Source organism: Methylobacterium sp. ME121, assembly GCF_000974725.1.
In the GTDB taxonomy this organism is placed as follows: domain Bacteria; phylum Pseudomonadota; class Alphaproteobacteria; order Rhizobiales; family Beijerinckiaceae; genus Methylobacterium; species Methylobacterium radiotolerans.
Genome location: NZ_BBUX01000020.1, coordinates 68259 through 82661 on the forward strand (window position 1 = coordinate 68259; position 14403 = coordinate 82661).

The following is a 14403-nucleotide window of genomic DNA, read 5'->3' on the forward strand; positions in this document are numbered from 1 at the left end:
GTCCTTCGTCCAAGGCGGAGCGCTACCCGCACGGGGCGGCCGTCAACGGACGCTGACTGCCGGAAGTCAGCGGCGCGGACGGTCCGCCACGTCTCAGGCGCTCCGGATGGGTGCTAGGAGCCGAAGCGCGTTCATGGTCACGAGCACGGTGGCGCCGGTGTCGGCCAGGATCGCCGGCCACAGCCCCGTCGCGCCGATCACGGTCGTCACCAGGAATACCGCCTTCAACCCCAGCGCGACCGCGATGTTCTGACGGATGTTGCCCATGGTCCGCTTCGACAACGCGATCATGGTGGCCACATCCGTGACCCGACCGTGCAGCACCGCCGCGTCTGCGGTCTCAAGCGCCACGTCGGTGCCACCCCCCATCGCGATGCCGATGTCGGCCGCGGCGAGGGCCGGCGCGTCGTTGATGCCGTCCCCGACCTTGGCGACCTTCCGGCCGCCCGCCTGCAACTCGCGGACGATGCGTTGCTTGTCCTGCGGCAACAGCTCGGCCCGCACCGCGAGGCCCAGATCCCGCCCGATCGCCTCGGCGGTCAGCCGGTTGTCGCCGGTCAGCATCACCGGCTCCACGCCCGAGGCCCTGAGCGCCTCGATGCCGGCCCGTGCGTCGGCGCGCGGCTCGTCGCGCATCGCGACGAAGCCGGCGAGCGCGTCGCCGTCGAGCAGCACGGACACGGTCTTTCCCTCGCCGTTGAGCGCCGCGATGCGCGTTCGGTGCTCCTCGGGCACGGTGACGCGTTCCGCCGCCGCGGCCGGCGAGCCGAGGAACACCGCCTTGCCGCCGACCCGGCCGAGGATGCCCTTGCCGCCAAGGGCCGAAGCGTCGCTCACGGGGGGCACCGGCACGCCCGCGGCCTTGGCCCGCCCCAGGATGGCGAGCGCCAGCGGGTGGCTCGATCCGGTCTCCAGCGCCGCGGCGAGGGACAGCACCTGGTCCTCGGACCGCCCGATCGCCACGATGTCCGTCACCTTGGGCCTGCCCTCGGTCAGGGTGCCCGTCTTGTCGAAGGCCACGGCCTTGATGGCGCCGAGCCCCTCCAGCACCGTGCCGCCCTTCATCAGCAAGCCGCGCCGGGCGCCGGCCGAGAGGGCAGCGGCGATGGCCGCCGGCGTCGAGATGACCAGCGCGCAGGGGCAGCCGATCAGCAGGATCGCCAAGCCCTTGTAGATCCATTCGCCCCAGGCCCCGCCGAACACCAGCGGCGGCACGACCGCGACGAGCGCCGCGACCGCGACGACGGCGGGTGTGTAATAGGTGGAGAAGCGGTCGATGAAACGTTCGGTCGGAGCCTTGGCCTCCTGCGCTTCCTCCACCAGCTGCACGATCCGCGCGATGGTGTTGTCGGCCGCCGCCGCCGTCACGCGCACGCGCAGCACCCCATCCGCGTTGACGGTGCCGGCGAAGACGGCATCGCCCACCCCCTTGCGCTTGGGCGTGCTCTCGCCGGTGACCGGCGCCTCGTCGACGGCGCCGGTCCCCTCGGCCACCTCGCCGTCGGCGGCGATGCGGTCACCGGGCCGCACCAGGATGACCGAACCGACGGTCAGCTGCTCGGCGGGCACCTCGGTCGTGGTGCCGTCGCGCTCGACCAGGGCGGTCTTGGGAACCAGCGCCGCGAGGCCCTGGATCGAGGCCCTGGCCCGGCCGGCCGCCACGCCCTCCAGCAGCTCGCCGATCAGGAACAGGAACACCACCGCGGCGGCCTCCTCGGCGGCCCCGATGACGAGGGCGCCCGCGGCCGCAATCGTCATGAGGCTTTCGATGGTGAAGGGCGTGCCGAACCGAGCTGCGGCGAAGGCGCGCCGGGCGATGGGGACGAGCCCGACGAGGACGGCGGCGCCGTAAAACCAGGGCTCGTAGGCCGGGACGACCTTGGCGGCGAGCCAGGCCAGTGCAAAGGCGCAGCCGCTCGCGGCTGCCAAGCGGATCTTGGCACCCTGCCACCACGGTTCCGCCGCTGGCGTCCCATGGTCGTGGCTCTGGGCCGGCCCGTTCGCATTGTCGGGGCCATGGCTATGGGTGCAGGTGCCATCGACGTCGGCCTGGGTCGCCTGGGACAGGGGCGCGGCGCGGTAACCGCCGAGGCCGTTGACCTGGCGGACCACGGCGACTCCGAGATGCGGGTCATCCTCATGCTCGACGGTCATCGTCCCGGCTGTGACCGACACCGACACGTCGGAGACGCCGGGCACGCGGCGCACGGCGTTCGTGATCTTGGCCGCACAGGCGGCGCAGTCCATGCCGGCGATGCGGTAGCGGGAGGTAGCCAGTGTGGGATTCATGGAACGTGGTCCTTGTCGCCTCGCCAGGGCGTGTACGACCTCTACCGACTAGAGGTTCAAGTCCCATGTTCGGGGCGAGGTCCACCGCGCTCCTGAGTGTCGCGCCGGGCTCAAGAAGCCGACGATCCGCCGGGGGTACCCCGCATCCGATCCTGGTCCGGCCGAAGGGTGAGTCTCCAGGTGTCGTTCGGCCGCCTGTCGGGCTGCCACCAAGGTAAATGCCGGGGGCTTCCGCCATCGAGCAATGCCGGAGATCGAGCGACGGCGGTGATTTGAAGGCGGCGTATCGGGGCGGGTGTCCTGGCCTGCCAGAACCTCTCGGCGAGAGCGATCCGGCATGGAGACACCGCCCAACGTCGTCCGGCTTCGTCAGCCCGAGGACGTCGACGATCGCCTGGTAGAGGTGCTGCGCACCGGCGACCGCCGCCCGCTCTCTCAAGCTTTCGAGATGGAAGCGGACGTCGTCCCGACCGCGATGCAGGATCTGCGGCTGCCGGAAGGGCGCGTCCGGCTTGTGCGGTACGGCCACGGTCCCGAGCGAGCTCTCCAGACTGGCATCGGCCTGAAGCCGATAGCATGCGTTCGCGTCCAGAAACACGGCTGGAACGGGTTTCTGGACCGGGGCCGCTTCACTTCGACGCTCCCGCCGAAATAGGCGCGGCGCATCGCTTCCGCGGATTGGGAGATCCAGGCAGATGCGACGCCCATGGCCGATTCAGGGGCGCGAGTCGGCGCAGGCGAGGAACATCACGATGATCAGGATGGGGGCGACGTCGTGGAGGCCTGAGACCGCCGCCGCGCCGACCGCGCCCGTCGCCCACAAGCTCTCAGCCGTGGCCGTACCCGACGTACGCCGGGCGCGCTGGAGGACCTCGCCGCCGCCGATGAAGCCTACGCCGGTGGCCAAGCCTTCGATGATGCTGGCGGGATTGCCGGGGTCGATCCCGACGGCCCGAATGGCGACCCACACGAAGCCGCAGGCGGCGATGGAGCCAAGGGGGAAGGTCCGGATCCCTGCGGAGCGCGCATTCCGCTCGCGGTCTCATCCGATCGGGATCGCGGGCGCCAATGAAGGGCGGATGAGGTGGGAGGCCACCGACCGCGCGTTCGTTTGGAACGGCGTCATGGCCAGGACCGGCATGCGGCGTCGCGACGAGAAAGGGGCGTGGTCAAGATGGGCCGCCCCGGGGGGACCGGCGGGAGCGTCCCCGGACCTACTAGAACCGCGATGATAACGGCCTTCAGTGCGGACAGGCGGCCTTGACACGGTTTGACGCGAACGGGACAGGTCTCGGTCGGCCGGCTCGGGGGGCGACCGCGCCCCGCGGCAGGGCGCGACGATCCCGTCGAGGGCCGGGAAGCCTGCCCTTGCATGGGCCGTCCTCGGCCGACACGGTGGAGGGTTCATGACGAGGGCGCCACACGCGGACAAGGCCGAGGCTCGGGCCGTCGAGGCCGGCCGACCTTGCGGCTCCCCTGCCGCACCCCTTCGGACAGCCCCCTGGTGGCCGGCGGCCAAGAGGTTCCTTGCCGCGGCCCCGACGGGCAGTCCCTCGCCGGCCGGCGGGACAGGCGCCTGATGGAGCAGGGCGGTGAACGGGGCGGGGCTTCCCCGACGGAGCACATCCTCCTCGTCGAGGATGATGATGGCATGCGCGTGCTCGTCGCGCGCATCCTTCGGGAGAGCGGCTACCGCGTGACGGGCTGCCGGAGCGGCGCCGAGATGTGGACGCTCCTGCCCGAGGTGCCCGTCGACCTCGTCCTGCTCGACGTCATGCTGCCGGGCGCCTCCGGATTCGACCTGCTCAAGGCCCTCAGGGTGAAGGGCACCGTACCCGTCATCATGCTGAGCGCCCGCAACGAGGAGGCCGACCGGGTCCTTGGCTTGGAGCTCGGCGCCGACGATTACATCGCCAAGCCGTTCGGACGGCCGGAGCTGCTGGCCCGCATCCGCGCGGTGCTGCGCCGCGCGACCATCGCGCCGGCTCCCAACGCCGCGGCGCGGCCGGAGACGCTGTCCTTCGCCGGCTGGCGCCTCGACCTGCGCAGCCGGGCCCTGACCGATCCCGAGGGAGCCGCCGTGGACCTGTCGGGGGCGGAGCACGACCTGCTCCTGGTCTTCCTGGAGCATCCCGGGCGGGTGCTCGGCCGCGAGCAGATCCTTGAGATGGGCCGCGGGCGCCTCGCCGCGCCATCCGACCGCAGCGTCGACACCCTGGTCAGCCGCCTCCGGCGCAAGCTCGAACCGCCCGAGGGCGCGGCCCCGGTGATCAAGACGGTGCGCGGCTCCGGCTACATGCTGGCCGCGAAGGTCGGGCGCACTTGAGGGGGCTGGCAGGCCTCGCCCGCAGCCTGGAAGGGCGCACGGTCGCCGTCCTGCTGTTGGCGGTCCTGGCCGTGCACGGCGGCGCGCTCGCGCTCTACCGCCGGTCGGCGTCGGCCGCCGCCGATGACGCGTTCGCGACCGAGATCGCCCACCAACTCGTCCTGGCGCGCGAGGCGGTGCTGCGCCGGCCTCCGGAGGATCGCGGGACCGAGGCGCAGGCGCTCTCTTCGGCGCATTTCGAGATCGGCTGGGAACGTGGGCCGCCAGCCGGGGCCGTCGGGACCGACCCGGCGCTGCTGGACCTCCGAGACCGTGTCCTGGAGGTCGAGCCGGTGCTCGGCCCGAAGCTTGCGTTGACCCTGGCCGCGCCGGACGAGCCGCTGCGCCAGCGGGACCTGCGCGGCGCCTTCCCGCTGCCTGACGGCGGCTACCTGACCTTCCGCTCGGCACACGCGCCGGGCCTCGCCCGCCTGGGGGCCTGGGCCTACCTGGCGACGGCGATGGCCATCCTGGTCGGTGTCGCCGCCGTGGTCGTGGTTCACCGCATCGCCGGCCCCCTGCGCGAGTTGACCCGCGCCACCGGGCGGATCGGCCGCGGGGCGGTCGTACCGGTGCCGGAGGTGGGGCCGGACGAGACGCGTGGGATCGGGCGCGCGCTGAACGCCATGCAGGACCGCATCCACGGTCTCGTCGCCGAGCGGACCCAGGCGCTGGCGGCGGTCTCGCACGACCTGCGCACGCCCATCGCCCGGCTCCGCCTGCGCCTCGACCGGGTCGAGGACGCCGACGAGCGTCGCGCGATGGCGGCGGACCTCGACGAGATGCAGGCCATGGTCGAGGCGACCCTGGCTTACGTGCGCGGCGGCGACGACCCGGAAGCGCGGCAGGCCGTCAACGTCGCGAGCCTCCTGATGGGGGTGGCGGACGCCTCGGCGGACGCCGGCCGGGATGTCGCGTATGCCGGCCCCGGACGGGCGCTGGCGGAAGTGAGGCCGGTCGCGCTTCGGCGGGCACTGGAAAACCTCGTCGACAACGGCGTCCGCTACGGCGACCGGGTGCGCATCGCCCTGGGCTTCGAAGACGGTGACCTCGTGGTGCACGTCGACGACGACGGGCCCGGTATCCCGTCGGAGGACGTGGCCCGGGCCTTCGAGCCGTTCGTGCGTTTGGAGGCGTCGCGAAACCGGAACACGGGCGGGACCGGCCTGGGACTGACCATCGCGCGACGGGCGGTCGAGGCCGAGGGTGGCAGCCTCCGCCTGGCGAACCGGCCCGGGGGAGGCCTACGGGCCGAGATCCGCCTGCCCCGGCCGGGCGGGCGCGGTCAGGGCGGCGTCCCCCCGGCCGGCCCTCAGCGCGCGGTCGCCGGCGCGTCGGGGTGCGCGTCCGGCTGCGCCGACCGCGCGTTGGACACGTAGGCGCTGCCCGGCAGCGCCAGCGTCAGGAGCAGCGTGGCTGCCGCCAGCGCCGCTGAGAGCGCGGCGGGCACGAGGAAGGCGTCGGGCCCGAGCAGCCTCTGCAGGAAGCCGCCCGCGACCGCCCCCCGCGGTCAGGCCCCCCCAGAGCGGGGCCTGGAGCCAGAAGGAGGGCGCGGGTTCGTGCAGGACCATGTTCGCGAGCCCGGTCCCGAAGCGCACGACCGTTCCCGTGACGTAGGTCAGCGCAAGGCTTCGGCCGCCCTCGTCCTGCAGCGTCGCGTTGAGGATCCCCAACGCCAGCACGACCGGGTACGCGTGAAGCGGGAACGCCTCCGGTCCCTCCGGCAGGAGGTTGCCGATGGACAGCAGCACGGCCTGGACGCCGAGCAGGACCGAGAGGCGCCACCGGCCGGCCCAAGCCGCCAGAAGCGTCCCGACGAAGGCGCCGAAGCAGAACAGAGAGATGGTGCTGCCGAAGCGCATGGCTCCCGGCCAGTCGAAACCGCTGGCCGCGACCCCGAAGCGGGTCGTGTTCCCGCTCATGAACGACATGAACAGCTGCGAGTGTTCGAGGAATCCGATCGAGTCCGCGGAGCCCGCCAGCGCGGCCAGCGCGATGGCGAGCGGCACGCGCGTCGCTGGGCTCGACGGGAAGGATTTGTCCATTCGTCACCTATGATCTTCGGGTGGGTGTTCCGGCCTCGCTCGGTCGCGCCGGGCCGCCGCCAGGGTTAAGGCCGCCCCGTGGTCGCGGCTTTTCCGGACGGTGACGAAGTGTGTCGACGCGATCGTCCGGGCTGCGACAGGCCCGGATGCCCGTGTGCGGAGCGGACACACTTCGTCACCGACGCGGCGACCGGCAGACATACGGGTCGTCTATCTCGGGTCTCGAAGCGGTCGGCCCGACCGCAGACCGGACAGGAGATGGACCCATGAAGAGGACGCTCACCGCCGCCCTCGCCGTCGCGACGCTCGCCGCGGCCGCGCTGCCCGCGCTCGCGATCGACGGGCACGGAAACGCGGCGAACCCCGAGCGCGCGGTCCCGAACACCGGCGGCGTCTCCGGCGGACCCGCCCACCGCGACGATCCGCGGGTCCGTGAGTCGCAGGAGCGGCGGTCCGACGGCACGCCGGCGCACGGCGCCAACGACGGCCACGCCCACGGGCACAGCCAGGACGCCAGCGGCAAGAGGTGACAGCCGCGCGGGCGGTGGAGGCGAAGGGTGGAGATGCCGTCATGCGACTGCTGCCCCTCCTCGTCGTCTTCGCGGTTCTCGCCGCGAGCATCGGCTACGCGCTCGCTTGAGCCGGCCCGCGCGACAAAGGGTTCACGGTGCGTCGTCTGCCCCTCAAGCGTGCCGTGGAACGCCCGCCCCGACGCCAGTCGGGGCGGGTACGTGGGGGCGCCCGGACAACCTTCGCTCCGGCCGGCGGCCTGGATGGCGACGGCTTGCGGTCGAATCATCTAATCGGTCATAAGGGCGGTGATGCCAGCGGCGCGGAGCCATAGGTCCTTCGGGGCGGTCATGGGGTGGTGGTCGACCGCCGCGCGCGCGCTCGCCCTGGTCCTGGCGCTCGCCATGGCGGCGCCGAGCGCCGGAATGGCCTCTGACCTAGCGTACCACCAGGGGCATCACGGGCACGGCCGCACGGAACTCGCCGTAGCGTCCGACGAGGGGGCGGCTGCGGATAGGGCCGCCGACCCGGGTGTGCACAGCCATCTCCATTGCGGCTGTCACCTCGCCGTCAGTCCGCATGGCACGACTGCGTCCACGCCTGTCATGGCCTCGCGCCTGAGTTACGCGCGGCTCGCCGCGTCCGTCCGCTCGGTCTTCCCGGACCGCCTGCCGAGGCCCCCGCGCGCCTGAGGCGACGCTGCCTCGGGCGCGTCCGCGCGGAGCTGATCGCTTCCGGGGCGTCGCCGCACGTCACCCAGCATCAACGACGGCGCCGTCCCTGACGGCGCACGGTCTCGGCCGAGCGAATCATCATGCGCATCTTTCTGACCGCGGTCCTCGTGGCCGCCGGCGTCCTTGCGGGCGCCGCCCTTCCCGCCGTCTCCGGCTTCGTCCGCGGCCTCCTGACCGCGGTCGGCGTGCCGCCGTCGATGGTCACGTACGCTGCAGGGCCGGCTACAAGTGCCCCCGCCAAGGAGCCAGCCAAGGGACCCGCCGAGACCGCGGACGACGGCCACGACCACGGCAAGCCCTCGGCCGGGAAGGCCGACGGCCAGGCGCGCGGCGAGCACGAGCACTCCGAGTCGGAGGGCGAGGAAGGCCACATCAAGATGAGCGCCGAGCAGGTGGAGAACCAGGACATCAAGGTCGCCAAGGCGGAGGGCGGGACGATCTCCCGGCACATCCTCGCGCCGGGCACCATCACGCCGGACACCGACCGGATCGCCCGGGTCCCGGTCCGGGTCGTCGGCACGGTGTCCGAGATGCGCAAACGCCTGGGTGACGACGTGAGGAAGGGCGACGTCGTCGCCGTGCTAGACAGCCGCGAGGTCGCCGACGCCAAGAGCGAGTACCTCACCGCCATGGTGCAGTCGGACCTGCAGAAGATCAACTTCGAGCGCCAGCAGAAGCTGCTGGCGTCCGCGGCGGCGTCTCAGGCCGCGTACGACAACGCCAAGGCCGTGTTCCAGGAGAACCAATTGCGCGTCGACCTCGCCCGGCAGAAGCTCTCTGCGCTCGGCCTGAACGCCGCGGAGGTCGCCGCCGCCCAGAAGCGCGACGAGGCGACGCCCAACGCCTCGACGCTGCGCCAGTACGAGCTGCGTTCGCCGCTCGCGGGCCGGATCGTCGAACGCAAGGTCGACGTCGGCACCGCGGTGGGCAAGGAGGGCGACCCCGCCGACGTGTACACCGTCGCCGACCTCTCGACGGTCTGGATCGAGCTCTCCGTGCCGACCTCGGAACTCGCCAAGGTGAAGGAGGGCGCGGAGGTCACGGTCACCCCGGACCAGGGGGACGGCGAGCGGAAGGCCCGGGGCAAGGTCATCTTCGTCAGCCCGCTGCTCAACGCCGACACCCGCGCCGCGCGGGTCGTCGTCGCCCTGCCGAACAAGGACATGTCCTGGCGCCCGGGGACCTACGTCACCGCCGAGGTGGACGTCTCGCGCGACGACGTCGCCGTCCGCGTGCCCAAGGCGGCGGTCCAGACGGTCGAGGGCAAGAGCGTCGTCTTCGTGCGGACGCCGGAGGGGTTCGAGAAGCGCGAGGTCGAACTCGGCCGGTCCGACGACGACGCCGTCGAGGTCGCCTCGGGCCTGAAGGCCGGCGACGAACTCGCGGTCGGCAACACCTTCCTGCTGAAAGCCGAGCTCGGCAAGTCCGAAGCCGACCACGACCATTGAGGGGACGGACCATGATCGCCCGCATCCTCGACTTCTCCGTCCACCAGCGCTGGCTGATCCTCCTGCTGTCCCTGCTCGCCGCCGGCTTCGGCGGCTACGCGGTGACCAAGCTGCCGATCGACGCGGTGCCCGACATCACCAACAACCAGGTGCAGATCAACACGACGGCGCCGTCGCTGTCGCCGGTCGACATCGAGAAGCAGGTCACCTACCCGGTCGAGACGGCGCTCGCCGGCATCAAGGGCCTCGAATACACCCGCTCGCTCTCGCGCAACGGCTTCTCGCAGGTCACCGCGGTCTTCGCCGAGACCCTCGACATCTACTTCGCCCGCCAGCAGGTCGCCGAGCGCCTTGCCCAGGTCAAGAAGGACCTGCCGCCGGGCGCCGAGCCCGCGATGGGCCCGATCTCGACGGGCCTCGGCGAGATCTACATGTGGTCGATCCACTACGCGAAACCGGGCGACCGCAAGGTCTCGCAGGGCGGGAAGCCCGGCTGGCAGCCGGACGGCAGCTACCTGACCCCCGAGGGCCAGCGCCTCAGGACCCCGCTGGAGCAGACCGCCTTCCTGCGCACGGTCCAGGACTGGATCATCCGGCCGCTGATCAAGACCGTGCCCGGCGTGGCCGGGGTCGACGGGATCGGCGGCTTCGAGAAGCAGTACCACGTCCAGCCCAATCCCACGAAGCTCGCGTCCCTGGACCTGTCCTTCGCGGACGTCGGGCGCGCCCTCGACACCAACAACGCCAACCAGGGCGCCCGCTACCTGGAGGACAACGGCGAGGGCTACGTCGTCCGCGCCGCCGGCCGCCTGGAGAACATGGACGACATCGGCAACGTCGTGGTCGCGACCCGCGGCGGCATCCCGGTGCGGATCAAGGACATCGCCGAGGTCCGCATCGGCCGCGACCTGCGCACCGGCTCGGGCAGCGAGGACGGGCGGGAGGTCGTGGTCGGCACCGCGCTGATGCTGATCGGCGAGAACAGCCGCACGGTCGCGGCCGCCGTCGACGCCAAGATGGACCAGATCCGCAAGAGCCTGCCGCCCGGCGTCGAGGTCCAGACCGTCCTCGACCGGACCCGCCTGGTGGAGGCGACCGTGAAGACGGTGGCCAAGAACCTGTCCGAGGGCGCGACCCTCGTCATCGTCATCCTGTTCCTGCTGCTCGGCAACATCCGGGCGGCGATCATCACGGCGCTGGTGATCCCGGTCGCCATGCTGATGACCATGACCGGCATGGTCGAGGCGAAGATCTCGGCCAACCTAATGAGCCTCGGCGCCCTCGACTTCGGGCTGATCGTCGACGGGGCGGTGATCATCACCGAGAACGCCCTGCGCCACCTCGCCGAGAAACAGCATGCGCTGGGCCGGACCCTCGACACCGAGGAACGGTTGCAGACGGTGCGGGCCTCGGCCGAGGAGATGATCAAGCCGTCCCTCTACGGGCAGGCGATCATCATCCTGGTCTACGTGCCCCTGCTGACCTTCACCGGCGTCGAGGGGAAGATGTTCCAGCCGATGGCGCTGACCGTGATCATCGCGCTGGTCGCCGCCTTTGTGCTCTCGCTGACCTTCGTGCCGGCGCTGATCGCCATCGTCATCACGGGCAAGGTCACCGAGAAGGACAACCTGATCATCCGGGCGCTCAAGGGAGCCTACCGGCCTGTGCTCGGCGCCGCGGTCAGGGCGCCCTTCGCGTTCGTCGGCGGGGCCCTGCTGTTGCTCGTCGTCGCGGGAGCCTTGTTCACCCGGCTCGGCACCGAGTTCATCCCGACGCTGGACGAGAAGAGCATCGCGCTCAACGCGACACGCATCCCCTCGACCTCGCTGAGCCAGTCGCAGGCTATGCAGCTCAAGGTCGAGCAGGTGGTCTCGAAGTTCCCGCAGGTCGCCTACGTCTTCTCGAAGACCGGCACCGCCGAGGTCGCCTCGGACCCGATGCCGCCGAACTCGTCCGACACCTTCGTGATCCTCAAGCCGCAGGAGGAGTGGCCGGATCCGGAGCTGCCGAAGGCGGAGCTGCAGGAGCAGATCGAGAAGGCGGTCGGGCAACTCGCCGGCAACGTCTACGAGTTCTCCCAGCCGATCCAGCTGCGCTTCAACGAGCTGCTCGCCGGCAGCCGCGGCGACCTCGCCGTGAAGGTGTTCGGCGAGGAGTTCGAGCCGATGCTCAAGGTCGCCAACCAGGTCGCGGCCATCCTCAGGGGCATCGAGGGCGCCGAGGACGTTAAGGTCGAGCAGACGGCGGGCCTGCCGTTCCTGGAGATCAAGATCAACAAGGCCGAGGCGGCCCGCTACGGCCTCAGTACCGGGGCGATCCAGGACGTCATCGGCGCGGCGATCGGCGGCCGGGACGCCGGGGTCGTGTTCGAGGGCGACCGGCGATTCCCGATCGTGGTGCGCCTCACCGACACGGTGCGCGAGGACCGGGAAGCCCTGGAGAACATCCCGGTGCCGCTGCCGCCCGGCCTAAACGGCCGGGCGACATCGGTCCTGCTCAAGCAGGTCGCCAGCTTCTCCGTCGCGGAGGGGCCGAACCAGATCTCGCGCGAGAACGGCAAGCGCCGGGTCGTCGTCACCGCCAACGTCCGCGGGCGCGACATCGGCTCGCTCGTGGCGGAGGCCCAGGCGAAGGTCGGGAGCCAGGTGCAGCTGCCGCCCGGCTACTACGTGACCTGGGGCGGGCAGTTCGAGAACCTCGCCTCGGCCAAGAAGCGGCTCGCCGTCGTGGTGCCGGTGTGCTTCTTCCTGATCTTCCTGCTGCTCTACTCGGCGCTGGGCAGCCCGCGCGACGCGCTCCTCGTGTTCAGCGCCGTGCCGCTGGCGCTGACCGGTGGCATCGTGGCCCTGTGGCTGCGCGGGATGCCCGTCTCGGTGCCGGCGGCGGTCGGGTTCATCGCCCTCTCGGGCGTGGCGGTGCTGAACGGCCTCGTGATGCTGACCTTCATCAAGCAGCTCGTAGCCGAGGGCCGGCCGAAGCGGGAGGCGATCCTGGAGGGCGCCATGACCCGGCTGCGGCCGGTGGCGATGACCGCCCTCGTCGCGTCGCTCGGCTTCGTGCCCATGGCCATCGCCACCGAGACCGGCGCCGAGATCCAGCGGCCGCTCGCCACCGTGGTCATCGGCGGCCTGATCAGCGCCACCCTACTGACCCTGGTGGTGCTGCCGGCCCTCTATGCGCGCTTCGGCAAGGTCGAGCCCGCGAAGGCGGCCCAGCGGCCGGGCGAGGCGGCCCCCCGGCACCTCAAGGCGGCGGAGTAGGCGCGATGCGGGAAATCGCCGGACTCGCGACGGCCACCGCGCTGTGCGTCCTGAACCTGTCGCACGCGGCGCGGGCGGAGGAGGCCCCCGGCCGCGAGGCCCCGTTCGGTCTCGCCTGGGGCCCGGTCGCCACCGTGCCGCGGCCGCTCAAGGTCGACCGCGAGGCGAACCTGACCGGCCTTTACTATCCCAGCGGGTGGGGGCCGGCCACCGGATCGGAGACCGCGGAGGTGGTCCTGGTGGTCTGCCGGGACGAGGGACTCCAGGAGATGGTCTGGGTCGGCGTGCCCCTGTCCGGGGAGGCGCTGGAGCGTTCGCGCAGGACCATCCACGACGAGGGCGTGCGCCGCTACGGCGAGCCCGGGCCCGGCCCGTCGGCAGGTTCCGAGGTCTGGCCCGGCGGCCGTGCGCTCCTTGCCAGCCGCGGGACCGCCGACGGGCGGCGCCAGCTCGTGATGGCCGCCTTCGGCCCGGGCTACGCGGCCTGCTCGCAGGCCCATCGCGCCGCGACCGGGCATCCGGCCGGCGCGCACGTCGCCGACCTCATCGGGACGGACGGTCCGTGAGGCCGCCCCCCTCGCAACGCAGCACATCCGGAAGGTAGGCATGGGACACGGACACGCGCACGGCGGCGGCCATGGGCACTCGCACGGCGGTGGCATCCCCTCCGGCTCGGCGGCCGCCCGGAACAAGGGGCGCCTCGCCTGGGCATTGGCGCTGACCCTCACGTACATGTTCGCCGAGGTGGTGGGCGGCCTGCTCACCGGCAGCCTGGCGTTGCTCGCGGACGCCGCGCACATGGTCACCGACGCGGGCGGTCTCGCCCTGTCGCTGCTCGCCATCCACTACGCGGGCAAGGCCCCGACGCCGGGCAAGAGCTTCGGCTACATGCGCTTCGAGATCCTGGCGGCGCTCGCGAACGCCGTCGTGCTGCTCGGGGTGACCGTCTACATCCTCTTCGAGGCCTACCGCCGCTTCGTCGAGCCGACCGAGATCCTCGGCTGGCCGATGATGCTGGTGGCGCTCGTCGGCCTCGGCGTCAACCTCGCCAGCATGCGGCTTCTGTCGGGCGGGTCGTCCGAGAGCCTCAACGTCAAGGGTGCCTACTTCGAGGTCTTCTCCGACATGCTGGGCTCGCTCGGCGTCATCGTCGCGGCGCTCGTGGTGATGTGGACCGGCGTTCGCTGGGTGGACCCGCTGGTCGGGGCCGGCATCGGGCTGTTCATCGTCCCGCGGACGTGGCGCCTGCTGAGCGAGGCCCTGCACATCCTGCTGGAGGGGACGCCCCCGGGCGTCGACCTCGCGGCGCTGAAGGCCGAGATCGAGGCGATGCCGGGCGTCCGGCGCGCCTACGACCTGCACGCGTGGACGCTCACCTCCGGGTTCGACGCGATGAGCGGCCACGTGGTGGTCGACGACCCCGCCGGCGGTCCCGCCGTCATCCGGGCCGTCCGCGGGCTGATGAAGGAGCGGCACGGCATCGAGCACGTCACGGTCCAGGTCGAGGACGAGGCGCTCGCGGCCGAGGGCGCGCACCTGCCGGTGTGACCGGGGGCGTCGGACATGAGCAAGAAATCGGAGCGGCTCCAACCCGACTGGACGTCGAGGCCACGCGGCAGGCGACGCGTCAGGCCCTACGTCCGCAAGGCCGCCAACCGGGCGATGGTGGTCTACTCGATGGGGATCGCTGTCGCGCTGCTTCTGATCATGGCCATGAAGGGCAGGTTTCATTGAGGTGCCCGTCGTGGATCG

9 protein-coding genes and 3 pseudogenes are annotated in these 14403 nt (G+C 71.7%); 9 read left to right on the forward strand and 3 right to left on the reverse strand.

Going from position 1 to position 14403, the window contains the following annotated elements; genetic code table 11:
• Positions 1–93 precede the first annotated feature (93 nt).
• The gene (locus tag ME121_RS15070) at positions 94–2289 is read right to left on the reverse strand and encodes a heavy metal translocating P-type ATPase (RefSeq protein WP_059409106.1); all 2196 of its coding nucleotides are present in this window, start codon (positions 2287–2289) and stop codon (positions 94–96) included.
• Positions 2290–2626: 337 nt separating this feature from the next.
• On the opposite strand from ME121_RS15070, the pseudogene ME121_RS15075 reads away from it, so the two are divergent.
• Positions 2627–2941, forward strand: a pseudogene (locus tag ME121_RS15075) (IS256 family transposase); the annotation flags it as partial.
• Between the two features lie 63 nt (positions 2942–3004).
• Here ME121_RS15075 and ME121_RS15080 read toward each other — a convergent pair.
• Positions 3005–3319 (reverse strand): annotated as a pseudogene (locus ME121_RS15080) (MgtC/SapB family protein); the annotation flags it as partial.
• Positions 3320–3868: 549 nt separating this feature from the next.
• Here ME121_RS15080 and ME121_RS15085 point away from each other — a divergent pair.
• Both ME121_RS15085 and ME121_RS15090 read left to right on the forward strand, forming a co-directional pair.
• On the forward strand, positions 3869–4615 hold the full coding sequence (locus ME121_RS15085; RefSeq protein ID WP_024828438.1) for a response regulator transcription factor: 747 nt from the start codon (positions 3869–3871) through the stop codon (positions 4613–4615).
• On the forward strand, positions 4612–6033 hold the full coding sequence (locus ME121_RS15090) for an ATP-binding protein (RefSeq protein WP_083374422.1): 1422 nt from the start codon (positions 4612–4614) through the stop codon (positions 6031–6033). Before ME121_RS15085 ends, ME121_RS15090 begins: the two co-directional genes overlap by 4 nt.
• On the opposite strand, the pseudogene ME121_RS15095 reads toward ME121_RS15090, so the two are convergent.
• Positions 5967–6699, reverse strand: a pseudogene (locus ME121_RS15095) (YoaK family protein). The gene ME121_RS15090 and the pseudogene ME121_RS15095 sit on opposite strands and share 67 nt — an antisense overlap.
• A gap of 266 nt (positions 6700–6965) precedes the next feature.
• Between ME121_RS15095 and ME121_RS15100 the strand changes: the two are divergent.
• From ME121_RS15100 to ME121_RS33660, 6 genes are all read left to right on the forward strand, one after another.
• A complete protein-coding gene (locus tag ME121_RS15100) occupies positions 6966–7229 on the forward strand; it encodes a hypothetical protein (RefSeq protein WP_024828435.1) in 264 nt (87 codons plus the stop codon).
• 794 nt (positions 7230–8023) lie between these two features.
• Positions 8024–9391, forward strand: a complete 1368-nt coding sequence (locus ME121_RS15110; protein ID WP_059409109.1) for an efflux RND transporter periplasmic adaptor subunit — start codon at positions 8024–8026, stop codon at positions 9389–9391.
• Between the two features lie 11 nt (positions 9392–9402).
• On the forward strand, positions 9403–12651 hold the full coding sequence (locus ME121_RS15115) for an efflux RND transporter permease subunit (protein WP_059409110.1): 3249 nt from the start codon (positions 9403–9405) through the stop codon (positions 12649–12651).
• Positions 12652–12656: 5 nt separating this feature from the next.
• Entirely contained in the window at positions 12657–13217 is a 561-nt protein-coding gene (locus tag ME121_RS15120; RefSeq protein WP_089231486.1) for a threonyl-trna synthetase, read from the forward strand.
• A gap of 40 nt (positions 13218–13257) precedes the next feature.
• Positions 13258–14199 carry a cation diffusion facilitator family transporter gene (locus ME121_RS15125; protein ID WP_043075180.1) on the forward strand — a complete coding sequence of 314 codons (942 nt, stop codon included), beginning with the start codon at positions 13258–13260 and terminating at the stop codon, positions 14197–14199.
• A gap of 15 nt (positions 14200–14214) precedes the next feature.
• Positions 14215–14385: a hypothetical protein gene (locus ME121_RS33660; RefSeq protein WP_159392781.1), complete on the forward strand. Its 171-nt coding sequence runs from the start codon at positions 14215–14217 to the stop codon at positions 14383–14385.
• Positions 14386–14403: the final 18 nt, after the last annotated feature.

What these genes read in the sequence shown, in the direction of transcription:
- ME121_RS15120 (WP_089231486.1), top strand. Translation starts at nt 12,657, where the DNA reads ATGCGGGAAATCGCCGGACTCGCGACGGCCACCGCGCTGTGCGTCCTG.
- ME121_RS15110 (WP_059409109.1), top strand. Translation starts at nt 8,024, where the DNA reads ATGCGCATCTTTCTGACCGCGGTCCTCGTGGCCGCCGGCGTCCTTGCG.
- ME121_RS15125 (WP_043075180.1), top strand. Translation starts at nt 13,258, where the DNA reads ATGGGACACGGACACGCGCACGGCGGCGGCCATGGGCACTCGCACGGC.
- ME121_RS15085 (WP_024828438.1), top strand. Translation starts at nt 3,869, where the DNA reads ATGGAGCAGGGCGGTGAACGGGGCGGGGCTTCCCCGACGGAGCACATC.
- ME121_RS15070 (WP_059409106.1), bottom strand. Translation starts at nt 2,289, where the DNA reads ATGAATCCCACACTGGCTACCTCCCGCTACCGCATCGCCGGCATGGAC.
- ME121_RS15115 (WP_059409110.1), top strand. Translation starts at nt 9,403, where the DNA reads ATGATCGCCCGCATCCTCGACTTCTCCGTCCACCAGCGCTGGCTGATC.
- ME121_RS33660 (WP_159392781.1), top strand. Translation starts at nt 14,215, where the DNA reads ATGAGCAAGAAATCGGAGCGGCTCCAACCCGACTGGACGTCGAGGCCA.
- ME121_RS15100 (WP_024828435.1), top strand. Translation starts at nt 6,966, where the DNA reads ATGAAGAGGACGCTCACCGCCGCCCTCGCCGTCGCGACGCTCGCCGCG.